The sequence below is a fragment of the Brevundimonas sp. FV1ye29L genome (assembly GCF_058681095.1).
In genome coordinates this window covers 3087911-3110569 of record NZ_CM178730.1, presented here as the reverse complement: position 1 = coordinate 3110569, position 22659 = coordinate 3087911, and the positions used below count along the sequence as shown (strand labels likewise).

The following is a 22659-nucleotide window of genomic DNA, read 5'->3' as shown; positions in this document are numbered from 1 at the left end:
GTGTCCGGATCTCTGGGCTTGGCTTTAGTGACCGGGCGCCTGCGGTGTCAACGCAAGGCTCGCTGCACCGCGGCGTAAAAGTGTCTCACCCGCCGCCCCGATCACTGTTTCGAGTGTGGCGCTCCGGCACTAGCCAGACCTCCGTCCTGCGCGGCAGGGTGACGTCATGATGTTGTTCGCGCTGGCGATCCTCGGAAATGCGGAGCCTCAGGCGCTGCCGTCCGGGGCGACAGGCGTCATCGCGGAGGCCCCGCAGATTTTTCGGCGGCCCGCCGTCCCGCCCTATGAGCCGCCATCCGACTTTGGTCGACAGCGGGCCGAGGGGGACGCCGACGCCCGGCCGCACAGATCGGGCGGGAGAGCGGACGCCGTCATGGACTATCAGCGGGCGGTTGAGGAGCGGCGTCATGCGGCCCAGGCCCTGATGGGCGCGCTGGACGGCCTGTGGCGTGTGGCTGGGGCCAATGGCCGGACCATGCTGGAACTCGCCCTGGTCGATCCAGGCCCGGGAGAACCGATCGAGGGCGCATGGACCCGGAACGGGGCCCATGGCGCGGCCCGTTCGGGCGCAGTTCTATCGGCCTCAAGGGAGGGCGACGCCGTCCGGATCCGGCTGGACCGGGGCGCCCAGCTGAATCTCCGGATCGGACCCGACGGCTGGCGCGGGGTCCTGACCGGGGACGGGAAGCCGCGGGCCGTCCTCTTGATCCCCCGCTGAAGTCCGATCCGGACCTTGGATCCGCGGGCGGGGCGGCCGCCGCGCTTAAGCCGTCGTCAATCCCGGTGCGTTAAGGGTCGGGGCATGACCGTCGTATCGCCCGCCGCCTCGCGCCCAAGCCTCGCCCGTCTGCTGGACGGCGCCGAGCGCGTCATCATCCTGGCCCTCTACAGCCTGCTCGTCTGGCGCTTCGCCCAGGGGATCCAGGACTCGCCGGCCAACATCCTGTTTCTGGTGTCCGAGGGGCTGATCGCCGCCTTCGTCCTGTTCCGGCGTTCGACCGAGGCCATCACCCTGCGCCCCATCGACTGGGCGACCGGCGTGCTGGGCACCGCCCTGCCGATGCTGGTCCAGCCGACCGGCGGCGGCCTGCCCGGCGGGGCGATCATGCTGGTCGTCGGTCTCGCCATCGGCATGGGCGCCAAATTGTCGCTGCGCCGCAGCTTCGGCGTCGTCGCCGCCAACCGGGGCGTCAAGCGCAGCGGCCTCTATGCTGCCGTCCGCCACCCGATGTATCTCGGCTATCTGGTGGCCAACGCCGGGGTGCTGATGGTCAACCCGTCGCTGTGGAACGCCGCCCTTCTGACAGTCTGGTTCGGCTTCATCGTCGCCCGGATTCATGCCGAGGAGCGGGTTCTGGGTCAGGACCCGGCCTATCAGGCCTTCGCCGCCGACGTTCGGTACCGGTTGATTCCCAGGGTCTGGTAGTCAGGCGAGCGCCCGGGCGGCGACGCCGGCCAGTTGCGTCAGCGTCTCCGGGGGCAGGGGTGCGGCCCCCGGCCGACCCCAGACCGGATCGGGCCACAGCGGGTCGTCGCGACGCCGTCCGACCACATGAACATGCAACTGGGCCGTGACATTGCCGAGGGCGGCGGTGTTCAGCTTGTCGACCGGCCGGTCCAGCGCCCGGCCGAGGCGGCGCACGGCCTCGCCCGCCAGAACCATCTCCTGCATCAGTTGCGTCCGCTGTCCGGCGTCGAGGTCGTCCAGTTCGCTTGCGCCCGCCCGGCGCGGGATCAGGACCAGCCATGGAAAGCGGGCCTCATCCATCAGCCGCACGTCGCACAGCCCCAGCGAGGCGACAGGGACGCTGTTGGCCAGCAGGCGCGGATCGGTATCAAAGGCGTCGGTCATCGGGCCATCATGGCGAACCCGACGCCCGCCGTCGCGTCTTAAGCGGACATCAAGCCTGATGCGGCATGAAGGGGGTCATGACCTTGACCGATCTTTACTGGCTGCTGGGACTGGGCGCGGCCTTCATCGCGCTGGAACGGCTGGCGCCCCATGCAGAGGGCCAGAGGCTGCTGCGTGACGGCTGGCTCGCCGACCTGATGCATCTGGTGATCAACGGGCCGGTGATCCGCCTGGCCCTGATCGGTATCGCCGTGGCCGCCAGCGTGATGGGCGCCCATCTGGTTCCGTCCGCCTGGGCCGAGGCGATTCGCGCCCAGCCGGACTGGGTCGAGTATCTCGAGATCCTGCTGATCGCCGAACTGGGCATCTATGGCGCGCATCGGGCGGCCCATGCGGTTCCCGTGCTGTGGCGGCTGCACGCCGTCCATCATTCCAGCACCGAACTGGACTGGGCCGTGACCTATCGCGTCCATCCGCTGGAGCAGTTGCTGTTCGCGGGCCCGGCCCTGGCCGTGGTGATCGCCCTGGGCTTCTCGCCAGAGCCGTTGATCGCCTACGGCCTGATCTACCGGGTGCACGCCATCCTGCTGCACGCCAACGTCGGGTTCGACTTCGGGCCGTTGAAACATCTGATCGGCTCGCCGCGCTTCCATCACTGGCACCATGCCGACCAGCGCGAGGCCTATGACCGGAATTTCGCCGCCCAGCTGTCGCTGCTGGACCACCTCTTCGGCACATTCCGCCTGCCCAGGTCAGGCCATCCGGAGCGTTATGGCGTCAGCGACCCGGTGCCCGACGACTATGCCGGCCAGCTGCTGTATCCGTTCCGGGGCGTGGGCGGGGCCAGTGCGCAACCGGTCGCCCCGGCGTCCGCGCCCGTTCAGTCCAGGCCATAGACCACGCAGGCGCTGTCGGTCAGCACCTGTAGCGGCGGCTGGAGCGCCAGGCGCGCGGCCTCGATCTGGGCCTCTGACGGCGGCTCTCCGGGCGCGGGCGGCGGCGGGGGCGGGGCGGGCACGGCCGACGCCATCATCCCGGTTCTTACGACACGCGATCCGGTCACCACCATCTCGTCGACCGAGGTCTCCTGCCCACCAGGCGACTGGTACGACGGCCAGCCGGCCAGCACATCCGTCTCGCAGGCGCGGCCGGTGGGGTCGATCACCCGCACCCTGCCCAGCGTCGCCCCGGCATGGTTCGCCGCCGCCTCGGCGCGACGTCGCGCATCCTTCATCGCCTCGGCCGCGAGATTGGCCTTCCAACTGTTCTCGGCCTCCAGGCTGAAATACACCGGGCTTATCGTGGTCGGCTGGGTCGCCACCACAGTGGCATAGGCCCGCTCCAGCACCGCAACGTCACGGATGGTCAGCCGCACCGTGGCCTCGGTCTGATAGCGCTGGATCTTGTCGGGACGGACATTGTCCCGCAGGTTCCCGGCCTCGTCGCGATACTGTTCGTACAGCGGCCGGGTGGTCAGGGTCGTCTCGACCCGAACCTTGTCGGTTCCGTAGGCGGCCAGGGCCTGGCTCAGGGCCCGCACCTGATCGGCGGCCTTTCGCGAGGCCTCGGCGGCCGAGCGGTCGATGGACTGGAATGTGGCGTTGAACCCGGCGCGGTTGGCGGCGATCTCGACCCGGACCTGACCGATCGAGGCGATGACCGGATCGCGCATCCACCAGGGCGCAGGCACATACTGCTGGCCGATGGACGCCGGCGGGGTCTGGGCCGCAACGGGCGGCGCGACCGTCGCGGCAAGGGATGACAGGACGAGAGCGGCGGTCAGGATACGCATGCGAAGCCTCCGGTTGGAGCCCACCTTTGCAGCCCCGACCAAGGCCGTAAAGCCGCGCGCTTGCCCCGGTCGACAAGCAGGGCTAGACCGCCGCGCAACGATTTCTTCTCGCACCTGCAAACGGGCCTGATGTCGCGCGAAGGCGCGTCGGGCCAAATCAAGGAGACTTCTTCATGGCTCGCGCAAAAATCGCCCTCATCGGCGCCGGTATGATAGGCGGCACCCTGGCCCATGTGGCCGCGCGCGAAGCCCTGGGCGACGTGATCCTGTTCGACATCGCCGAGGGCACGCCCCAGGGCAAGGCGCTCGACATCGCTGAAGCCACCGCCGTGTTCGGCTCCTCGGTCTCGCTGAAGGGCGCCAACGACTACGCCGCCATCGCAGGCGCCGACGTCTGCATCGTCACCGCCGGCGTGCCCCGCAAGGACGGCATGAGCCGCGACGACCTGGTCTCCATCAACCTGAAGGTCATGAAGGCCGTCGGCGAGGGCATCAAGGCCCACGCCCCCAACGCCTTCGTCATCTGCATCACCAACCCGCTCGACGCCATGGTCTGGGCCCTGCAGAAATTCTCGGGTCTCCCGCACGAGAAGGTTGTCGGCATGGCCGGCGTGCTCGACTCGGCACGCTTCGCCTATTTCCTGTCGGAAAAAACCGGCGTCTCGGTGCAGGACATCCACGCCTGGACCCTCGGCGGCCACGGCGACGACATGGTGCCGATGGTGCGCCATTCGACCGTCGGCGGCCTGCCCCTGCCCGACGCGGTCGCGGCCGGCTTCCTGTCGCAGGCTGACCTTGACGGCATCGTCACGCGCACCCGCAAGGGCGGCGGCGAGATCGTGGCCCTGCTGAAGACCGGCTCGGCCTTCTACGCCCCGGCCGAAAGCGCCATCGCCATGGCGAAGAGCTATCTGCTGGACCAGAAGCGCGTCCTGCCCTGCGCCGTCTGGCTGTCGGGCGAATACGGCCTGTCGGACCTCTATGTCGGCGTGCCGGCCCTGATCGGCGCCGGCGGCGTCGAGAAGATCGTCGAGTTCACGACCAATGACGAGGAGAAGGCGATGTTCGAGAAGTCGGTCGCCTCGGTCCAGGGCCTGCTGCAGGCCTGCAAGGACATCGATTCCTCGCTGGCCTGAGCCCCGCTTGCTGAAACGACAAGAGGCCGCAGCGTCCGCTGCGGCCTTTTTCTATGGGAAGCTTCCGCTCCTCAGCCGCCGGGCGTCGCGACCGGAGCCGTGGTTCGGTCGGTCGTCATGACCCGCACGAACTCCGGCAGCAGGCTGCGCCAGATGGCCAGCTGGTCGGTCAGTTCCTCCGGCCCGCCGGCCGGCACCAGGACGTCGAACTGGGCCACGGCCGAGGCGGGCGCACCGGCTGCGGGGGCTTCGAACACGGCCTTTACGAAGCGACGGTCGCGGTTCCAGGCGTTGACCTTTTCCGCCGTGACCTGGGCATGGGCGAGCCCCGCCGAAAACTGAAGGTCAGAACAGACATCGCCGTCGCAGGACTGGAGGAACAGAATCCACGGCAGGCCGTCGGTGGTCACCCGAATGTAGCGCCGGTCGCCATCCATCTGGACCGGCTGGGTCGTGGCCCCCCGGGTCCCGAGCCAGGCGCCGATCGCTGTGGCGCTGTGGCCGGCGACAGGAACGGGCTGCGCGGCCGCCGCCGCCGGGGCGGCGGGCGCCGTCTGGGCCAGGGCGGATCCGGCGGTGGTGAGCAGAGCAAGGGCGGCGGTCGCGGCAATGTGTTTCATGGAGCTGACACTATCGGCGAATGCGGCGAAGTCGAGACGGGCTCAGGCGGCGGGCGCAGTCTCGAGCCAGGAGGCGCTCGACATTTCCTGAAGCCGCGACACGGTCCGCCCGAATTCGAAGGCCCCGTCACCGGTGGCGTACAGGGCGTCGGGCGACGCCCCGGCCAGCACCACCAGCCGGGTCTTCGCCTCATACAGGGCGTCGATCAGGGTCACGAACCGGCGCGCCTCCTGGCGCCGCTCGGGGCCAAGGGTCTTCACCCCCTCGATGAACAGGGTGTGGAACCGGCCGGCCAGGGCGAGATAGTCCTGCGGCCCCAGCGGCCGGGCGCAGAGGTCGTCGAAAGTCGCGCGGGCCAGTCCTCCGGCGGTCCGCTGCACCGCCACATCCCGGCCCAGCACCTCCAGATGGGTCGGGGCCTCATGCATGCCGCCGCGCAGGTCGGTCCATAGCGCCTCGAAGGCCGAGCGCTCGGCCGCCGTGTCGGTGAACCAGACGGGGGACCCCTTCAACCGGTCCAGCCTCCAGTCGCGCGCCCCGTCGATCTCCACGACCACGCAGCGCTGTTTGAGGTCCTCGATAAAGGGGACGAACAGCTGTCGGTTCAGACCGTTTTTGTAGAGGTCATCCGGCGCCCGGTTGGAGGTGACCGCCAGCACCACCTTGCGTTCGAACAGGGCCTCGAACAGCCGGCCCAGGATCATGGCGTCGGCAATGTCCGTGACCTGCAGCTCGTCGAAACACAGCAGCCGCGCCTCGGAGGCGATCAGCTCGGCCACGGGCTCGATCGGATCGTCGCCCTTGTGCGACCCGAACACGGCCTTGCGCGTCCTGCGATCCCCCTCGCGCCACTGTCGGATCAGATCATGAACCCGGGCCATGAAGGCGTGGAAATGGGCGCGTTCCTTGCGCGGTTCCGGCGTCGTGGCCACGAACAGGTCCATCAGCATGGACTTGCCCCGTCCCGGAGGGCCCCAGATGTAGAGACCCCTGACCTCCGGCTGGGCGCCGAAGAAGCCCTTCCTCGCCAGATCCTCCTCCAGCCGCTCCAGCGCCGCGATCAACGGCGCCTGGGCCGGATCGGGATTGAGTACGCCTTCGTCGACGCGGATGTCATAGGCGGAACGGATGCGGGAGGTCATGGGGAGGGATTAGCTCCCGACCGCGAAAGGGGGAAGCGGGCGGAGCGCCATAAGCACGGCCAATGCCGGTGTGGCGCGAACGTGAGTCGGACTATGCGTGAAAACCGTTGCTTCGCGGCTGCGAAGGGCTAAATCCCCTGCACCCCGCCGAAGACGGCGGCCAAAAGGAATATGATCATGGGCTATCGCGTCGCCATCGTAGGCGCCACCGGCAATGTCGGCCGGGAAATGCTGACCATCCTCGAGGAACTGAACTTCCCCGTCGATAAAATGCATGCGATCGCCTCGCGAAAATCCAAGGGGATGGATGTCGCCTGGGGCGACAAGACCATCAAATGCGAAGACATCGAGAGCTTCGACTTCTCGACCGTCGACATCGTGCTGATGTCGGCCGGCGGCGACGTGTCGCGCGCCTGGTCGGAAAAGATCGGCAAGCTGGGCCCGATCGTGATCGACAACTCCTCGGCCTTCCGCAAGGACCCCGACGTGCCGCTGATCGTGCCCGAGGTGAACCCGGACGCGGTCAAGGACGCCCACAAGAAGAACATCATCGCCAACCCGAACTGCTCCACCGCCCAGCTGGTCGTGGCGCTGAAGCCCCTGCATGACGCGGCGAAGATCAAGCGTGTCGTGGTCGCGACCTACCAGTCGGTCTCCGGCGCGGGCAAGGAGGGGATGGATGAGCTGTGGAACCAGACCAAGGCCATCTATGGTCTGGGCGACGCCCGTCCGAAGAAATTCCCCAAACAGATCGCCTTCAACGTCATCCCCTACATCGGGTCGTTCAACGAGGACGGCTACACCGATGAAGAGGCCAAGATGTGGAACGAGGTCCACAAGATGATGGACCCCGAGATCAAGCTGACGGTCACCTGCGTCCGTGTGCCGGTCTTCGTCGGCCACTCCGAGGCCGTGACGGTGGAGTTCGACCGCCCCATCAGCCCCGACGAGGCGCGCGCCATCCTGCGTGAAGCGCCGGGCGTTCTGGTGGTCGATAAGCACGAGCACGACGGCTACATCACCCCCGTCGACGCGGCGGGCGAACACGCCGTCTATGTCTCGCGGATCCGCAAGGATCACACGGTCGAGAACGGGCTGGTCTTCTGGGTGGTGTCGGACAACCTGCGCAAGGGCGCCGCCCTGAACGCGGTCCAGATCGCCCAGCTGCTGGACGAGACCGGCACGATCAAGTCCTCCACTGGTTATCGCACGATCACGGTCTAAGGTCCCCTCTCCCGGTGGGAGAGGGCTTGAGCGCACGGCGGCGTCAGCCGTCGTTCTGGTGCGAAAGGGTGAGGGTTCGGTGCTCACACTTTGAGACCCGACCCTCATCCGTCTCGCTCCGCGAGCCACCTTCTCCCAATGGGAGAAGGAAGGATGAATATGATGTCCTCCCCCGACGCCCCCGACGGCCGCGCCGTCCTGACGGCTGTGGCCTGCTATTCCCTGTGGGGGCTGATGCCCCTGCTGTTCATGGCCATGGCCCATGCCGGCTTCGGCGCGCCGGAGATACTGGCGCACCGGGCGGTTTGGTCGGTGTTCGCGGCCGGCGCCCTGGTGCTGTTGCTGGGCCAGCGGGGCGCGGCGCGGAAGGTGCTGGGGAACATCCGGACGCTGGGCTGGCTGGCCCTGTCGGCCCTGCTGATCGCCGTCAACTGGGGCGTCTATGTCTGGGCGACGACCCATCAGGCGACGCTGGAGGCCAGCCTCGGCTACTATATCAACCCCCTCTTCAATATCGCCGTGGGCGCCGTGCTGTTCCGCGAGCGGATGGACCGGTGGGGCGGAGCGGCCATCGCCCTGGCGGCGGTGGGGGTGGCGGTGCAGACGGTGGCCCTGGGTCATTTGCCGGTGCTGTCGTTGATCCTGGCGTTCAGCTTCTGCGCCTATGGGGTGATCCGGAAGCGGGTGGCGGCGGAGGCGGCGACGGGGCTGTTCGTGGAATGTCTGGTGCTGCTGCCGTTCGGTCTGGCGCTGCTGGTCTGGCTGGAGACGCACGGGCAGGGCGGGGTGGGTTTCGCCTCGACGACCGGGCTGATCTGGGCCCTGTCCAGCGGTCTGGCGACGGTTCTGCCGCTGGTGCTGTTCTCCTCGGCGGCGCGGCGGCTGCCGCTGTCGACCATCGGTTTCATCCAGTTTCTGGCGCCGACGCTGCAGTTCGGCGTGGGCGTCTGGGCCGGCGAGACCTTCACCGTGCTGAGGGGCGTCAGCTTCGCCTTCATCTGGGCCGGGGCCGGGGTCTTCGCCCTGGGCGCCTGGCGGCGGTCGCGGGTGATCCGCGAGGCGATCAGAGAGAGCGAGCCGGCCTGACTCACAGCGCCGGATACAGGGCGTCGATCAGCCGTTGCGCCCGGGGGTCGCCGATCAGGTGGGACGACTGGCGGGTCATGACATAGGCGGCGGAGACCCGCGCCCCGGCGTCGGCGAAGGCGCAGCTGCCGCCCCAGCCGCAGTGGCCGACGGCGTCCGGATTGGGGCCGAAAATCCCCAGTCCGGCGTTGCGCATCAGCCCCGCCGCCCAGCTGATGTCGAAGGGCAGGACCCGGTCCTGGCCCCGGATGCGTTCGACCGTCGCCTGATCCACCACGTCCGGCGACAGGACGGCCTGACCGTCCAGCACCCCGTCATTGGCGAAGACCCCCATGATCCGCGCCAGATCCAGGGCCGTGCCGTGCAGGTTGGCCGAGGGAATTTCCGCCTCGCGCCAGTCCTTTGACCCGCGTCCGCCCGGCGCCGAGCCCCGGTCGAGGAAGGCGGAGCGTTTGATGTCGTCGATGACGCCGAGGTCGGGGGCGGCCGAGGGCTTCTTCAGCACCGCGACCCGGTCGTGCTCGCTCTCGGGCAGGCCGACCCACAGGTCGAGGCCGAAGCGGTCGCGGAAGTCCTCCTTCAGCGCTGTGCCCAATGTCCGGCCGTCGGCGAGGCGGAACAGTTCGCCGGCCAGATAGCCGATGGTGATCGGGTGATAGCCGCTGGCCGCGCCCGGCGGCCACATCGGGGCCTGGGCCGCCAGCCGGTCCAGCACGCCCTGACGATCGAACCAGATGGAGGGTTCGACCCCCTCGGAAAAGCCGGGCAGGCCGTCCTGATGCGACATCATCTGCGCGACCGTGATGTCCGACTTGCCGGCGGCGCCATAGGCGGGCCAGAGGTCCGAAACGCGCTGGTCGTAGTCCAGCAGGCCGCGCTCGACGCAGCTGGCGATCAGCAGGGCCATCACCGCCTTGCCCGTCGAGAAGACGGGGGTCAGGGTGCGGGCGTCATAGGGGGTTCCGGCCCGCGGATCGGCCTGTCCGCCGATCAGGTCGATGACGGTCTCGCCGCCGATGACGACGGAGAACCGGGCGGCCTGTTCGTTCAGCCCCTCGGGCGCATCGGTGAAATTGGCCGCGAAGGCGTCCTTCACGGCGGCGAAGCGGTCGGGGCAGGGTCCATGAATCTCGGTCATACGCCCGTCCTATCCGAGGCCGCGCGCGCCAGCCAGTCCCGCACGCCGTCGGCCGCCGCGACGCCCGAGGCCAGGGTCGCCTGCAACAGATAGCCGCCCGTTGGCGCCTCCCAGTCCAGCATCTCGCCGGCGACGAAGACGCCGGGCCGGGCGGTCAGCATCAGCCGTTCGTCGACGGCCTCGAACCGCACGCCCCCCGCCGAGGAGATGGCGCGGTCCAGCCCCTGCATCCCGGTCAGGGTCAGGCGCACGGCCTTGATGCGGCGGGCCAGTTTGTCGGCGCCGGTCGGCAGGTCGCCGGGGATGTCGCGCAACACCCCGATGGCGGCGGGCGACAGGCCGGCGGCCTTGCGCAGCCAGTTGGTCGCGCTGTCCTTGCCGCGCGGTTTCGCCAGCCGTTCGGTCAGGGCCTCCAGCGACAGGTCGGGCCGCAGGTCCAGCGTCAGGACGGCGGACCCCTCGGCGGCGATGGCCTCGCGCAGGGGTCGGGACAGGGCATAGACGGCCCCGCCCTCGACGCCATAGCGGGTCAGCATCAACTCGCCCCGCACGGTGGTGTCGCCGAAGCTGAGGGCGACGGGTTTCAGCGGCTGGCCGGCGAACCGCTCGACCAGCACCGGCGACCAGTCGAGATTGAAACCGGCATTGGCGGGCTGGAAGGGGGCGACGGCAACGCCGGTCGCCTGAAGCCATCCGGTCCATTCGCCCTGCGACCCCAGCCGGGGCCAGCTGGCGCCGCCCAGGGCCAGGACGGTGGCGGCGGGGGTTTCCCGCCGTTCGCCGTCGGGCATGTCGAACACCAGCGCTCCGTCGCGCCAGCCGGTCCAGATCGAACGGGTGCGGATCTCGACGCCCAGTTCCGCCAGCCGCGCCAGCCAGGCCCGAACGAGGGGCGAGGCCTTCATCGCCTTGGGAAACACCCGGCCCGAGGAGCCGGTGAAGGTCGTCTGCCCCAGTCCCTCGACCCAGGCGGTCAGGTCGGCGGGGCTGAAGGCCTCCAGCCAGGGGGCGAGGGCAGGCGTCCGGTCGCCATAGCGGCCGAGGAAGGCCTCAGGCCCCTCCGAATGGGTCAGGTTCAACCCGCCCCGCCCGGCCATCAGCAGTTTGCGCGCTGCCGAGGGCATCCGCTCATGGACCACGACCCGATGGCCCGCCGCCGCCAGCCGCTCGGCCGCCATCAACCCGGCGGGGCCGGCGCCGATGATGTGGATGGCGGGGGCAGGGGAGGGGTCGGTCATGCGGGGACTTGTGGGGCAGGGGGCGGGAAGAGGGAAGACGATCTTCTTCTTTCGTCATCCTGCGGCCAGCCGCGCAGCGGCGCAGGCCGGGGGATGACGAAAGGCAGGGCGATCGACCCGGACGCCGAAAACACCGTCCCATCCGTCCCACCCGTCCCATGCGGTCGGACCGTCCCATGCGGTCGGACCGTCCGCCTGCGGAGCGCCCCTTCCGGCGCGCAGGTGCAGGGGCGGGAGAGAGGTCGGGTCGATTGCGCCATGGCGGCCTGTGCCTCCCTCCCGTGCGGCGGCCACGGGCATTATGGACGGTATTGCCGGGGGCGTGGGTTCAGGATGGGCAGATTAGGGAAAGGCGTTGGACATCAAGGGGTGGCAATGGCCTGCCATCTCAGAAACCGGGTGGATAGCCAGTGACCGATCCTCCCCCGTCGGGGGAGGGGGACCGCGAAGCGGTGGAGGGGGCCAGCCCCATGCACCGTGTCTGGATCAGGCCCCCTCCGTCACGGCGCAAGCGCGCCGCGCCACCTCCCCCAACGGGGGAGGATTGTTCGCCATGCTATTGGAGTAAAAAGGCACTACGGACTACTGGAACTTCCGCTTCTTGAACGCCTGAACTTCGAGCGACGACAGTTTGAACCATTCTCCATTTGCGCGCTTTTCCGCGAAACGACGATGCCAGTAGGCCTCAATGCCGACGGGATCATCTGTGCGAATCGAATGGACAAGGGTCGCCTTGTCGGGCAGCGCCACCGCAATCTGCCTCACGCGTCGTTCGAGATCTTCGCTTCGGCCGATCTTGTAGAACTCGCCGGATTTGATGAGGTAGACGAAGCCCTCATTGCTTCGAGAATGGCTTGGAGTGGCAACGGGACCGACTTTGGGCAACAGCGCTGCGATGTCTCCGCCATTCTCATCCCCCTCGACATGTTTGGCCAACGCGGCGATGAGGCCGTCTCTGGTTCCGAAATGGCTGGTGATTGCTTTCGTGCTGGGAAATCCAGCATTGCTGCGTCTGTATAGATTGAGTTCTGCAACAGTGGGAAAACGGCGGTAGTGCCGACAGGCTTGGGCAATTTTACCCAACATCTCATTGCTATCGAACCGATGCTGTATTCTGTTTGGCTCAAGGCCGGCCTCGATGAGAGCATCACTCCATCGTGCCCAAATGCGACCGCTCCATTGATGTTCGGCGATGCCGGTTTCGCGCAGGAAGGTTTTTTTGCCGGGCGGCTGGCCATCGTTTAGGTCGGCAAGCCGTCGAATCTCGCTGAGGATGTGTGCACGCATCAGCAATAGATACGCTTCGGTAACCGGAACGCAAAAGCCCGGGCGACGAGCGGATAGCCGAAGCCGCCCACGCCCAAGATGAACACTCACACGAAAAAGGCCCCGCTGTCGCCAGCGGGGCCTCGTTCATTCAGCAACAGCCCGAAACCCGTCGCAACGGGTGCGGCTGCGGTCGCCCCCTCCGTCACGGCGCGGAAGATCGCGCCGCGCCACCTCCCCATTCGCAAAGGGCGAACGGGGAGGACAGGCGTCGTTTCGTCCTCCCTGTGCGAAGCATGGGGAGGTGGATCCGGGCGGAGCGAGGAGACGGAGGGGGCGACGCCAGCGCCTGATCGAGACGCAAAAGACAAAGGCCCCGCTGTTTCCAGCGGGGCCTCGTTCATTTCAGCAAGGGGGCTGAAACCTAGTCGCGACGGGGGCGGCTGCGGCCGCGGTCGCCGCCGCGGTCACGGTCGCCGCCGCCTTCACGCTTGGGACGGCCGCCGGTGTCGTCGGACAGGGGGGCTTCGCCGCGTTCGGCGCGTTCGGCGTTGATCTTGTCCGTCAGGTCTTCACCCGTGGCCTGATCGACGACCTTCATCGACAGCTTGGTCTTGCCGCGATCGTCCATGCCGAGGAATTTGACGCGGACTTCCTGACCTTCGGAGACGACGTCGGCCGGGTTGGCGACGCGTTCCAGGGCCATCTGCGACACGTGCACGAGACCGTCCTTGGCGCCGAAGAAGTTCACGAAGGCGCCGAAGTCGACGACCTTGACGACCTTGCCGGTGTAGATGGTGCCGACCTCAGGCTCGGACACGATGGACAGGATCCAGGCCTTGGCGGCGTCGATCTTTTCCTGGTCCGAGGCGGCGATCTTGACGGTGCCGTCGTCCTCGATGTTGACCTTGGCGCCGGTCTTTTCGACGATCTCGCGGATCACCTTGCCGCCGGTGCCGATGACTTCGCGGATCTTGTCGACCGGGACCTTGATGGATTCGATCTTGGGCGCGAACTCACCGAGCTCGGTGCGGGCGCCGTCGATGGCCTTGTCCATCTCGTCGAGGATGTGCAGACGGCCGGCCGAGGCCTGGGCGATCGCCTTGCGCATGATCTCTTCGGTGATGCCCGCGACCTTGATGTCCATCTGCAAGGACGTGATGCCCTCGCGCGTGCCGGCCACCTTGAAGTCCATGTCGCCCAGGTGATCTTCATCGCCCAGGATGTCGGACAGGATGGCGAACTCGCCCGACGGCTCGAGGATCAGGCCCATGGCGATGCCCGAGACCGGACGAACCAGGGGCACGCCCGCGTCCATCAGCGCCAGGGACGAACCACAGACCGTGGCCATCGAGGACGAACCGTTGGACTCGGTGATCTCCGACACCAGACGGATGGTGTAGGGGAAGTCTTCCGACGACGGCAGCATGGGACGGATCGCCCGCCAGGCCAGCTTGCCGTGACCGATTTCCCGACGGCCTGCGCCGCCCATCCGGCCGGTTTCACCGACCGAATAGGGAGGGAAGTTGTAGTGGAGAAGGAACTTCTCCTTGTAGGTGCCCGACAGGGCGTCGACGTACTGTTCGTCCTCGCCGGTGCCGAGGGTGGCGACGACGATGGCCTGGGTCTCACCGCGGGTGAACAGGGCCGAGCCGTGGGTGCGCGGGAACAGGCCGACTTCCGAGACGATGTCGCGGACCTTGTCCAGGGCGCGGCCGTCGACGCGGTGGCCGTTGTCGATGATGTCGCGACGCAGGACGTGGGCCTCGCATTCCTTGAAGGCCGTGCCGAACTTGGCGCTGTCGACGCCGTCGGGGTTCTCGTCGGTCTTCACCAGGGCGGCGGCGGCCTTCTTCTTGGCGGCGCCAACGGCCTCATGACGGGCATGCTTGCCGACGTGGGTGTAGGCGGCCTTGATGTCCTCGCCGACCAGCGACTGGATCGAGGTGACGACGTCGGAATGGTCCTCGGCCTGGAAGTCGAAGGGCTCCCTGGCGGCGTGTTCGGCCAGTTCGATGATGGCGTCGATCACCGGCTGCATGCCGCGATGGGCGAACATCAGGGCGTTCAGCATGACCTCTTCCGACAGCTCCTTGGCTTCGGATTCGACCATCATCAGGGCGTCCTGGGTGCCGGCGACGACGAGGTCGAGCTGGCTGTCCGGCAGTTGGTCGAGGGTCGGGTTCAGGACGAACTCGCCATCGATATAGCCGACGCGGGCGGCGCCGATCGGGCCCATGAATGGCACGCCCGAGATGGTCAGGGCGGCCGAGGTGGCGACCATGCCGACGATGTCGGGGTCGTTCTCCATGTCGTGCTGCAGCACGGTGATGACGACCTGGGTCTCGTTCTTGAAGCCCTTGACGAACAGGGGGCGGATCGGACGGTCGATCAGGCGGGAGACGAGCGTCTCCTTCTCGGTCGGACGGCCTTCACGCTTGAAATAGCCGCCCGGAATCTTGCCGGCGGCGAAGGTCTTTTCCTGGTAGTTGACGGTCAGCGGGAAGAAATCCAGGCCCGGCTTGGGCGCGCGGCCGTAAACGACGGTGGCGAGGACGACGGTCTCGCCATAGGTGGCCAGAACGGCGCCGTCGGCCTGACGGGCGATGCGGCCCGTTTCCAGCGTCAGCGGCCGGCCGGCCCAGTCGATCGTCTTGCGTTTGATATCGAACATGTTTCGTCTTTCGTGTTCCGGGCGGCGTATTCCGCGCGGAGTCCCATCAGTGGGTGGAGCGTCGGGCGTTCAGTCCTTCGGTCCATGGACCGCCGCCCCATGGCGATCGGTCCGGGAAGTCATGAGGACCGGTATCAGCCCTCGCGTCAGTACAGGGGACCTGATTCACGCTCCCGGCCAGAGGCCTCGAACGATCAGGTCCTTGCGTCGGTTCGTACCGCGACGCGCGGCTGGTCTTTATCCTTTGAGACCATCCCGGGCGGCCAACCGGTGTCCACTTGGCCTGGACGGTCTCTGTATGCGGAAAGAGGCGCGGACAGGGCCCGCGCCTCGAAAATCTTCCGCGTCTTGTCCCGGCCCTAGCGGCGCAGGCCGAGTTTGGCGATCAGCGCCACATAGCGGGCGTTGTCGGTCTTGGTCAGGTGATCCAGAAGGCGACGACGCTGCGAGACCATCTTGAGCAGGCCGCGGCGCGAGTGGTTGTCCTTCTTGTGGGTCTTGAAGTGTTCGGTGAGGTTGGCGATGCGTTCCGACAGGATCGCGACCTGGACCTCGGCCGAGCCGGTGTCGCCGGCGGAGCGGGCGTTCTCGGCGATGATTTCAGTCTTGCGTTCAGCAGTAACCGACATCGAAGTACTCCTTGTTGCGCCGGCGTCCGGCCTTCGAGGCCTCGCGGTGAGCGCGGTTTGCGCTTCCCTCGGCCGTTTCAGGGGCCTCAGGAAAGATTGAAAACACGGTCGGGTTCGAAGCGACCGGCCCGCAACTGACCGAGAGCGACGAGGGTCTGTCCCTGGAAGGCTGAAACGGTTCTGGAGCCGTCGCGAAGGCGGCTCTTGAGCGTTTCGACCTGTCGGGGGAGCAGAACGATCGGTCGTCCCTGACGAAGCGAGAAGGCGTCCTGTTCCGTCACGGCCAGTTCCGGGATGTCGTCCAGAGCGGTCGCGACGGGAAGCAAGCCTTCCGAGGCGGCGTCCCTATGCACCAGATCGGTCAGGAAATCCAGTGTGACGGCGTTATCGATGGAAAACGGCCCCACCCTCTCGCGCCGCAGGGCCGAGACATGCCCCTCGGCGCCCAGCAGGGCCGCCAGATCGCGGGCCAGGGACCGGACATAGACCCCCTTGCCGGTGCGGATGGTGATTTCCGTATGGTCGGCGTCGGGCATGTCGGTGACAGCGGCCTCGTGGATCGTCACGCGGCGGCTGTCGAGTTCGAACTCCACCCCCTCGCGGGCCAGGTCATAGGCGCGCTGGCCGTCGACCTTGATGGCGCTGAAGCGGGGCGGGGTCTGGTCGATCTCGCCGACAAAGCCGGGCAGGGCGGCCTGAATCGCCTCGAGCGAGGGGCGGACGTCGGACCGGGCGATGATCTCGCCCTCGCGGTCGACGCTGTCGGTCGAGATTCCCCAGTGGACAGTGAAGCGATAGACCTTCTCCGCCTCCATCATGAAGGGGACGGTCTTGGTCGCCTCGCCCAGGGCGATCGGCAGGATGCCCGAGGCCAGGGGGTCCAGCGTGCCCGCATGGCCGGCCTTCTGGGCGTTGAACAGACGGCGGATCTTCGACACGGCGTCGGTCGAGCCCATCTCGAACGGCTTGTCGAGACAGACCCAGCCGTTGACGGGATCGCCCTTCTTGCGGCGGGCCATTACGCCGGGCCTGTGGCGCGTCGCGCTGCTTGAGGCCGAGCCATTACGCCTCGTCGTCCTCGACCGGCGGCGCCACGACATCCGCCCGGACGCGCGGGTCGTCCAGCAGGCGGTTCAGCCGTTCGGCCGCCTCGAAGCTCTCGTCGTGGCGGAAGCGCAGGTCGGGGGTGAAACGCATGTCGATATGCCGGCCCAGGGCGCCGCGCAGGAATTTGGCGTGGGCGTTGAGGGCCTTGACGATCTCGTCGATATGGCCGGCGGTGTCGGAGGTCTGGACCCCGGCGCCGAGGGGTTCGACGAAACAGGTGGCGTGCTTCAGGTCGGGCGACAGCCGCACCTCGGTCACCGTCACCGAGACCCCGATCAGGGCCTCGTCGCGGATCTCGTTCTCGCGCATCACCTCGACGAGGGCGTGGCGGATCATCTCCGACGCGCGCAACTGGCGCTGGCTGACGAGGCCGGCGGAGGATTTCGACTTGGGCTTGCTCATGAGGGGGTCCCTGACGCTCCCCGGGGTTCGGACCCGGCCCGAGGCCAAAACGGAAAGGGGGGCGGTCTAGTCGTCGCGGACGCCGATGTCCAGTTTGGCGCGGTCCCCGCCGGAACGATCCACCGTGGCGCCGACCTCGCCGGACAGGATCGCCCAAACCGGCCGGATGGACAGGCCGCCGGCGTTCAGCACCTCGGCCGCCCAGTGGTTGCACAGGTGCAGGATCGAGAAGGGCTCGACCGAGGCGAAGAAGCGGGCCGGGTCGCCCGGACGGCTGGCGGCGAGGCGCGGGGCGCCGCCCGAGACGTCCAGCGAGGTCTCGATCCGCCGACGCACCCCGTCAAAGGCGGCCGCCGACAGGTGAAGGCGACGCCGGCCCTCGGGGGCGAAGGCGACCTCGGGCGGCTGCGTCTCGGGCCGCAGCATCAGGACCGAGGGGTTGCCGGGGCCGAAGAAGGCGCGGGCGCCGTCGGGCAGGCGATCGGCGATCGGCCTCTGGTCGACATAGAATTTCGCATCGCCCCAGCCGACCAGCACCCAGTCGCCGGGGGCGAGCCCGTCAACAGCGTCCTTCAGCGGCCCTGGGCGGGCGGCGAGGGCCGACCTCGGCATGACGAAGTCGGTGTGGAAGCCGTTGTCGAGGACATGGAGGGCCACGTCCGGGCCGGTGACGCCCTGTGACGCCGGAACGCCGGGCCTGACCCAGGTCGCCAGCCCCAGCACCAGTCCGACCAGTCCGGCGATCAGGGAAAGGCGCATCGGTTGCTCGGCTCGGCAGGATCAGGGACGGCGCTGTTCAGGGACGGGTGGGGACCGGAGAGTCGCCGCCCGTGCGATCGGTGCGCGACGGCAGGGCCCACTCGCCGCGATAGGTATAGGACAGCTGGACGCAGTGGCGAAACCGGCCATCAGGCCAGCGACCCACCGCATGGATGGTCAGGGGGCGCACGGCCCGCACCCGGCCGAGCACGAGGAAGGTCTGGTCCGCCCCGGGGCAGAGGGCCCGCGCCAGCGGACGACCGTCGCCATCGACCGGAAGGGTGTAGATGGCGGTCTCCCCCGCCCCTTCGGGCAGAACCCGGCGCGCCTGATCCGGACCGCCGCGCTCGATCCGCGCCGAGCCGCGCGAGGTGGTGGAGATGATCCGCCTGACCGACACGGCCCCGAACAGTCCGCGTTCGACCTCCAGCGTCAGGCCGCGCGTCAGGGCCGTGGTGATCCGGTCGGTGGCGTCATAGGCCAGATAGCGGGTGTCGGCCGCCGCCGGGGTAGCGAGGGCGAGCAGGGCGAGGATGAGGATCGGACGGCGAAACATGAACCTTCATCCTGCGCCTATGCGGCGGAAGGGTGGCGTTCCCTCTGGCCGCAGTCGTCGGCCCTGCGGGACCTCCCGACCCGACGCGGCCTGGAGTCGTTCCAAATTGAAGCGGAGCCCCGCCGCGCTCAGGCGGCGAGGCTCCGCGAGCCGGGCGTCAGCGCGGGCGCGAAGCGCCCCTCGCCTAAAGCGTGCGCTTGACCTCTTCGACGGTGAAGCACTCGATGTAGTCGCCGACCTGGATGTCCTGGAAGCCTTGGAACTGCATGCCGCATTCCTGACCCGACGGGACCTCGTTGACCTCGTCCTTGAAGCGTTTGAGCGTGTTGAGCGTGCCCAGTTCCAGCACCACCACATCGTTGCGGATGATGCGGACCTTGGCGCCCTTGCGCACCACGCCCTCGGTGACCCGGCAACCGGCGATCCGGCCGATCTTGGAGATGTCGAAGGCCTGAAGCACCTGGGCGTTGCCGAGGAAGGTTTCGCGCTGGAGCGGCGCCAGCATGCCCGAGAGCACGCCTTTGATATCGTCCAGCAGGTCGTAGATGATCGCGTAGTAGCGGATCTCGACCCCTTCGCGCTCGGCCAGGTCGCGCGCCTGTTTGGAGGCGCGGACGTTGAAGCCGAGGATCGGCGCTCCGGCCGACTTGGCCAGGGTGACATCGCTTTCGGTGATGCCGCCGGCGCCGGACATGACGATGCGCGCGCGCACCTCGTCATTGCCCATCTGCTCCAGCGAGGAGGCGATGGCCTCGCCCGAGCCCTGGACGTCGGACTTGATGAGGACCGGCAGTTCCGAGACCTTTCTGGAGCCCAGCCTGGACATCATGTCGACCAGGGAGACCTGGTTGATGCCGCCGGTGGCCTTCTCGCGCTTCTGACGCGCGCGGAACTCGGTCAGTTCGCGGGCCCGGGCCTCGTTCTCCACCGTGGCGAAGACGTCGCCGGGCGAGGGGGTTTCGTCGAGGCCGAGGATCTCGACCGGAACCGACGGACCGGCCTCGGTCAGCTGGGCGTTGCGTTCGTCCAGCAGGGCGCGAACCTTGCCCCAGGACGAGCCGGCCACGACGATGTCGCCGCGCTTCAGGGTGCCGCGCTTGACCAGCACGGTGGCGACCGGGCCGCGGCCCTTGTCCAGCTTGGCCTCGATGACCACGCCTTCGGCCTCGCGCTCGGGGTCGGCCTTGAGGTCCATGACCTCGGCCTGGAGCAGGATGGCGTCCAGCAGTCCGTTCAGGTTGGTGCGGGCCTTGGCCGAGACCTCGATGATCTGGGTCTCGCCGCCGAGAGACTCGGCGATGACTTCGTACTGCAGCAGTTCATTGACCACCTTCAGCGAGTTCGCATCCGGCTTGTCGATCTTGTTGACCGCCACAATGATCGGGGCGCCGGCCGCACGGGCGTGCTGGATGGCCTCGATCGTCTGGGGCATGACGCCGTCGTCGGCGGCCACGACCAGAACCACGATGTCGGTGACATTGGCGCCGCGGGCGCGCATGGCGCTGAAGGCCGCGTGACCCGGGGTGTCGAGGAAGGTGACCTTGTTCCCGTCTTCCAGCCGCACCTGATAGGCGCCGATATGCTGGGTGATGCCGCCGGCCTCGCCTGCCGCCACATCGGTGGTGCGCAGGGCGTCCAGCAGGGAGGTCTTGCCGTGGTCGACGTGGCCCATGATGGCCACGACCGGGGCGCGGGGCGTGGTCGCGTCCTCATCGACGGCGTCGGACAGGAAGCCCGTCTCGACGTCGGACTCCGAGACGCGGCGCACGGTCATGCCGAATTCGTCGGCCACCAGTTCGGCGGTGTCGGTGTCGATGACGTCGTTGATCTTCATCATCAGGCCCTGTTTCATCAGGAATTTGATGATGTCGACGCCGCGGACGGCCATCCGGTTGGACAGCTCCTGCACGGTGATGACGTCAGGGATGACGACCTCGCGCGGACGGTTCGGCGCATCGGTGGAGCCGCCCTTGCGTTTTTCCTTCTCGCGTTCACGGGCGCGGCGGACCGAGGCCAGCGAGCGCATCCGCTCGGCGGTGTCGCCGTCCCCGGCCACGGACTGGATGGTCAGGCGGCCTTCGCGGCGCTTGGGCTCGCCGCGCGTGCGGCTGACGGCCTTGCCGGCGTCGGAGAAGCGCTTGTCGCGATCGTCCTCTGGCTTGGCGGGACGACCGAAGGCGGCGCCCGGCGCGCGGCTGGGCCGCAGGACGTCAGGCGTGGCCGGAGGGGCGTTCGGCGCCGGACGGCCGCCGGGGCCGGTGCGCGCGGCGCCCGGACGGGCCGCGCCCGGGGCGGGACGCGGATTCAGGGCAGAGTAGCGAACGGGTTCGGCCGGCCGGGCGGGCGCCGAGGGGCGCGGCGCGGTGGTCGGACGATCGGAATAGGATTTCTCCCCTCCGCCCATGGCCTCTTCACGGGCCGAGCGACCGCCGAAGGCCGGGCGATCAATCGGGGCGCGGGCCGGATTGGTCGGCTTGGGCACGCGCTGGCCGAAGTTGACGACCGGACGCGCCGGCGGGGCCGGGCGAGCGGGCGCCGGGGCGACAGGCGCAGGCGCCGGCGTCGGTTGCGGCGCGGGTTGCGGCGCGGCGGCGACCGGGGCCGGAGCGACGGGCCTGGGGGCCAGGGGCGCGCGGGCGGCGGGCTTTCCGGGCGGCATCGGCGCCGCAGCGGTCAGTTTGGCGGCCTCGGTACGGGCGGCCTCGGCGGCGGCGCGCGCAGCGGCGGCCTCGGCCTGGGCGGCGGCGGCGGCCTGTTCAGCGGCGGCGGCCTGTTCACGCGCAGCGGCGTCGCGGCGGGCCTGTTCAGCGGCGGCGGCGGCGGCGCGCTCGGCCTGCTGGCGGGTCGCCATCTCGATGGCGCGGCGACGGGCCTCCTGTTCCTCGCCGGACAGGCTTCCGCCGGCGGGTTGGGGGCGGTTCATACCGGCGGCAGGCGCGGCGGGACGCGGCGCGGGGGCCGGGGCCGGGGCGTCAGAACGCGGTCGGGCGACGTCAAAGCCCTGCGGACGCTGCGGTCCGCCCGGCGTCGCGCCGGGGCGACGCTTGGTCTCGACCACCACCGTCTTGGTGCGGCCATGGCTGAAGCTCTGGCGCACGGTGCCGGTCGGGACCGATCCCACGGCGCGGGGCTTCAGGCTGAGCGGCGCACGCGGTCCCGTCGTCGACGGCGTTCCCCCGGCGTTGCCCTGGCCTTCGTTGGTCTTGTCGTTCTCGTCGCTCATCCGGTCGCTTTACTCGTGGGCGGGGAAGTCCGCCGAAATCTCAAATCGTCACGCAAACACAAAAAGCCGTGCGCAGTCCGATCCCGTACAGGAACCAGACCCCGCCCGTCATTCAGCCCGTCAAGGCTCGTCTCCCGGGTCGTTGTCTGACCCGGCCTCGACCCCGCCCGTCGCCTCTTGCGAGGCGCGGACCCGGTCCCAGTCCACCGGCCGCAGCGGTCGAAAGCCCGCCAGCCGGTCCATCTCTGAGGTCCAGCGATCGGCCCGCCCGCCTGCGAGAAGGACGGCATGTATCACATTTTCCAGCCCGAGGGCCAAACTCAAATCATCCACGCCGAATGCGCCGCACACGCGGGCAGTCTGGTGACGGGCCAGGTTGAGGATTTTTCCGCGCCCGTCAGCCGAGCCGTCGTGCGCCTCGATCACCCAGGCGGCGGATCCTGAGCGGATCGCGGCGGCCGCCTTTTCGAAGCCCGAGACAAGCACGCCTTCGCGTCGGGCAAGACCCAGCTGGTCCAGGACGCGCCGCACCAGAAGCCGCTCGACCAGGTCGGGCAGGTCCGCCGCAGGCTTGAGCGGCGCGCGGGCGGACCGGGCGAACAGGTTCTTCTTCACCGCCGCCGCGACCGAGACGCGGTCGGCGGCGACCCACAGGCCGCGCCCGGGCAGTTTCCGGCCCAGGTCCGGGGCGACCGAGCCGTCCGGCCCCGCGACGAAACGGATCAGACGAGATTCATCCATGACCTGGCCGGTGACCAGGTCGCGGCGTTCCCTATCTGCTGCGTTCGCATCGCGGAGAGACATGGACGGTCGG

21 protein-coding genes are annotated in these 22659 nt (G+C 68.6%); 6 read left to right on the top strand and 15 right to left on the bottom strand.

Going from position 1 to position 22659, the window contains the following annotated elements:
* Positions 1–166: 166 nt before the first annotated feature.
* Together ACW17W_RS15275 and ACW17W_RS15270 are read left to right on the top strand one after the other, a co-directional pair.
* Complete coding sequence (locus ACW17W_RS15275; protein WP_492077834.1) at positions 167–718, top strand: hypothetical protein; 552 nt, start codon at positions 167–169, stop codon at positions 716–718.
* Positions 719–802: 84 nt separating this feature from the next.
* Positions 803–1426: a methyltransferase family protein gene (locus ACW17W_RS15270; RefSeq protein WP_492077832.1), complete on the top strand. Its 624-nt coding sequence runs from the start codon at positions 803–805 to the stop codon at positions 1424–1426.
* Here ACW17W_RS15270 and ACW17W_RS15265 read toward each other — a convergent pair whose 3' ends face one another.
* Entirely contained in the window at positions 1427–1852 is a 426-nt protein-coding gene (locus ACW17W_RS15265; protein WP_492077830.1) for an HIT domain-containing protein, read from the bottom strand.
* Positions 1853–1929: 77 nt separating this feature from the next.
* Between ACW17W_RS15265 and ACW17W_RS15260 the strand changes: the two genes are divergently transcribed.
* A complete protein-coding gene (locus ACW17W_RS15260; RefSeq protein WP_492077829.1) occupies positions 1930–2748 on the top strand; it encodes a sterol desaturase family protein in 819 nt (272 codons plus the stop codon).
* Here the strand turns inward: ACW17W_RS15260 and ACW17W_RS15255 are convergent.
* Positions 2733–3644, bottom strand: a complete 912-nt coding sequence (locus ACW17W_RS15255) for an SIMPL domain-containing protein (protein ID WP_492077828.1) — start codon at positions 3642–3644, stop codon at positions 2733–2735. The genes ACW17W_RS15260 and ACW17W_RS15255 overlap by 16 nt on opposite strands.
* 173 nt (positions 3645–3817) lie before the next feature.
* On the opposite strand from ACW17W_RS15255, the gene mdh reads away from it, so the two are divergent.
* The gene (gene mdh / locus ACW17W_RS15250; RefSeq protein WP_492077827.1) at positions 3818–4780 is read left to right on the top strand and encodes a malate dehydrogenase; all 963 of its coding nucleotides are present in this window, start codon (positions 3818–3820) and stop codon (positions 4778–4780) included.
* A 71-nt stretch (positions 4781–4851) separates the two neighbouring features.
* Here the strand turns inward: mdh and ACW17W_RS15245 are convergent, their stop codons facing one another.
* Both ACW17W_RS15245 and zapE read right to left on the bottom strand, forming a co-directional pair.
* Positions 4852–5400 carry a YbjN domain-containing protein gene (locus ACW17W_RS15245; protein ID WP_492077825.1) on the bottom strand — a complete coding sequence of 183 codons (549 nt, stop codon included), beginning with the start codon at positions 5398–5400 and terminating at the stop codon, positions 4852–4854.
* 42 nt (positions 5401–5442) lie between these two features.
* On the bottom strand, positions 5443–6543 hold the full coding sequence (zapE, locus tag ACW17W_RS15240) for a cell division protein ZapE (protein WP_492077823.1): 1101 nt from the start codon (positions 6541–6543) through the stop codon (positions 5443–5445).
* Between the two features lie 177 nt (positions 6544–6720).
* On the opposite strand from zapE, the gene ACW17W_RS15235 reads away from it, so the two are divergent.
* Both ACW17W_RS15235 and rarD read left to right on the top strand, forming a co-directional pair.
* Positions 6721–7767, top strand: coding sequence for an aspartate-semialdehyde dehydrogenase (locus ACW17W_RS15235; RefSeq protein ID WP_492077821.1), 1047 nt, complete (start codon positions 6721–6723; stop codon positions 7765–7767).
* Between the two features lie 162 nt (positions 7768–7929).
* Entirely contained in the window at positions 7930–8853 is a 924-nt protein-coding gene (gene rarD / locus ACW17W_RS15230; RefSeq protein WP_492077819.1) for an EamA family transporter RarD, read from the top strand.
* A 1-nt stretch (position 8854) separates the two neighbouring features.
* On the opposite strand, the gene ACW17W_RS15225 is transcribed toward rarD, so the two are convergent.
* The 11 genes from ACW17W_RS15225 to ACW17W_RS15175 form a co-directional block, all read right to left on the bottom strand.
* Positions 8855–9991: a serine hydrolase domain-containing protein gene (locus tag ACW17W_RS15225; RefSeq protein ID WP_492077817.1), complete on the bottom strand. Its 1137-nt coding sequence runs from the start codon at positions 9989–9991 to the stop codon at positions 8855–8857.
* A complete protein-coding gene (locus tag ACW17W_RS15220) occupies positions 9988–11229 on the bottom strand; it encodes a TIGR03862 family flavoprotein (protein ID WP_492077815.1) in 1242 nt (413 codons plus the stop codon). Before ACW17W_RS15220 ends, ACW17W_RS15225 begins: the two co-directional genes overlap by 4 nt.
* Positions 11230–11811: 582 nt before the next feature.
* Positions 11812–12516, bottom strand: a complete 705-nt coding sequence (locus tag ACW17W_RS15215) for a GIY-YIG nuclease family protein (RefSeq protein ID WP_492077813.1) — start codon at positions 12514–12516, stop codon at positions 11812–11814.
* A 403-nt stretch (positions 12517–12919) separates the two neighbouring features.
* A complete protein-coding gene (gene pnp / locus ACW17W_RS15210; RefSeq protein WP_492077811.1) occupies positions 12920–15169 on the bottom strand; it encodes a polyribonucleotide nucleotidyltransferase in 2250 nt (749 codons plus the stop codon).
* 359 nt (positions 15170–15528) lie between these two features.
* A complete protein-coding gene (gene rpsO, locus ACW17W_RS15205) occupies positions 15529–15798 on the bottom strand; it encodes a 30S ribosomal protein S15 (protein ID WP_492077809.1) in 270 nt (89 codons plus the stop codon).
* An 86-nt stretch (positions 15799–15884) separates the two neighbouring features.
* Complete coding sequence (truB, locus tag ACW17W_RS15200; protein WP_492077808.1) at positions 15885–16817, bottom strand: tRNA pseudouridine(55) synthase TruB; 933 nt, start codon at positions 16815–16817, stop codon at positions 15885–15887.
* Between the two features lie 43 nt (positions 16818–16860).
* Positions 16861–17307: a 30S ribosome-binding factor RbfA gene (gene rbfA / locus ACW17W_RS15195; RefSeq protein ID WP_492077806.1), complete on the bottom strand. Its 447-nt coding sequence runs from the start codon at positions 17305–17307 to the stop codon at positions 16861–16863.
* Positions 17308–17373: 66 nt separating this feature from the next.
* Complete coding sequence (locus ACW17W_RS15190; protein WP_492077804.1) at positions 17374–18066, bottom strand: DUF2459 domain-containing protein; 693 nt, start codon at positions 18064–18066, stop codon at positions 17374–17376.
* Between the two features lie 37 nt (positions 18067–18103).
* Positions 18104–18622, bottom strand: coding sequence for a hypothetical protein (locus ACW17W_RS15185; protein WP_492077802.1), 519 nt, complete (start codon positions 18620–18622; stop codon positions 18104–18106).
* Between the two features lie 184 nt (positions 18623–18806).
* On the bottom strand, positions 18807–21845 hold the full coding sequence (gene infB / locus ACW17W_RS15180) for a translation initiation factor IF-2 (RefSeq protein WP_492077800.1): 3039 nt from the start codon (positions 21843–21845) through the stop codon (positions 18807–18809).
* A gap of 120 nt (positions 21846–21965) precedes the next feature.
* On the bottom strand, positions 21966–22649 hold the full coding sequence (locus tag ACW17W_RS15175) for an RNA-binding protein (protein ID WP_492077799.1): 684 nt from the start codon (positions 22647–22649) through the stop codon (positions 21966–21968).
* Positions 22650–22659: the final 10 nt, after the last annotated feature.

What these genes read in the sequence shown, in the direction of transcription:
- ACW17W_RS15175 (WP_492077799.1), bottom strand. Translation starts at nt 22,649, where the DNA reads ATGTCTCTCCGCGATGCGAACGCAGCAGATAGGGAACGCCGCGACCTG.
- ACW17W_RS15255 (WP_492077828.1), bottom strand. Translation starts at nt 3,644, where the DNA reads ATGCGTATCCTGACCGCCGCTCTCGTCCTGTCATCCCTTGCCGCGACG.
- rbfA (WP_492077806.1), bottom strand. Translation starts at nt 17,307, where the DNA reads ATGAGCAAGCCCAAGTCGAAATCCTCCGCCGGCCTCGTCAGCCAGCGC.
- mdh (WP_492077827.1), top strand. Translation starts at nt 3,818, where the DNA reads ATGGCTCGCGCAAAAATCGCCCTCATCGGCGCCGGTATGATAGGCGGC.
- ACW17W_RS15265 (WP_492077830.1), bottom strand. Translation starts at nt 1,852, where the DNA reads ATGACCGACGCCTTTGATACCGATCCGCGCCTGCTGGCCAACAGCGTC.
- infB (WP_492077800.1), bottom strand. Translation starts at nt 21,845, where the DNA reads ATGAGCGACGAGAACGACAAGACCAACGAAGGCCAGGGCAACGCCGGG.
- ACW17W_RS15220 (WP_492077815.1), bottom strand. Translation starts at nt 11,229, where the DNA reads ATGACCGACCCCTCCCCTGCCCCCGCCATCCACATCATCGGCGCCGGC.
- pnp (WP_492077811.1), bottom strand. Translation starts at nt 15,169, where the DNA reads ATGTTCGATATCAAACGCAAGACGATCGACTGGGCCGGCCGGCCGCTG.
- ACW17W_RS15185 (WP_492077802.1), bottom strand. Translation starts at nt 18,622, where the DNA reads ATGTTTCGCCGTCCGATCCTCATCCTCGCCCTGCTCGCCCTCGCTACC.
- truB (WP_492077808.1), bottom strand. Translation starts at nt 16,817, where the DNA reads ATGGCCCGCCGCAAGAAGGGCGATCCCGTCAACGGCTGGGTCTGTCTC.
- ACW17W_RS15215 (WP_492077813.1), bottom strand. Translation starts at nt 12,516, where the DNA reads ATGCGTGCACACATCCTCAGCGAGATTCGACGGCTTGCCGACCTAAAC.
- ACW17W_RS15270 (WP_492077832.1), top strand. Translation starts at nt 803, where the DNA reads ATGACCGTCGTATCGCCCGCCGCCTCGCGCCCAAGCCTCGCCCGTCTG.
- ACW17W_RS15260 (WP_492077829.1), top strand. Translation starts at nt 1,930, where the DNA reads ATGACCTTGACCGATCTTTACTGGCTGCTGGGACTGGGCGCGGCCTTC.
- ACW17W_RS15225 (WP_492077817.1), bottom strand. Translation starts at nt 9,991, where the DNA reads ATGACCGAGATTCATGGACCCTGCCCCGACCGCTTCGCCGCCGTGAAG.
- ACW17W_RS15275 (WP_492077834.1), top strand. Translation starts at nt 167, where the DNA reads ATGATGTTGTTCGCGCTGGCGATCCTCGGAAATGCGGAGCCTCAGGCG.
- ACW17W_RS15245 (WP_492077825.1), bottom strand. Translation starts at nt 5,400, where the DNA reads ATGAAACACATTGCCGCGACCGCCGCCCTTGCTCTGCTCACCACCGCC.
- rpsO (WP_492077809.1), bottom strand. Translation starts at nt 15,798, where the DNA reads ATGTCGGTTACTGCTGAACGCAAGACTGAAATCATCGCCGAGAACGCC.
- ACW17W_RS15190 (WP_492077804.1), bottom strand. Translation starts at nt 18,066, where the DNA reads ATGCGCCTTTCCCTGATCGCCGGACTGGTCGGACTGGTGCTGGGGCTG.
- ACW17W_RS15235 (WP_492077821.1), top strand. Translation starts at nt 6,721, where the DNA reads ATGGGCTATCGCGTCGCCATCGTAGGCGCCACCGGCAATGTCGGCCGG.
- zapE (WP_492077823.1), bottom strand. Translation starts at nt 6,543, where the DNA reads ATGACCTCCCGCATCCGTTCCGCCTATGACATCCGCGTCGACGAAGGC.
- rarD (WP_492077819.1), top strand. Translation starts at nt 7,930, where the DNA reads ATGTCCTCCCCCGACGCCCCCGACGGCCGCGCCGTCCTGACGGCTGTG.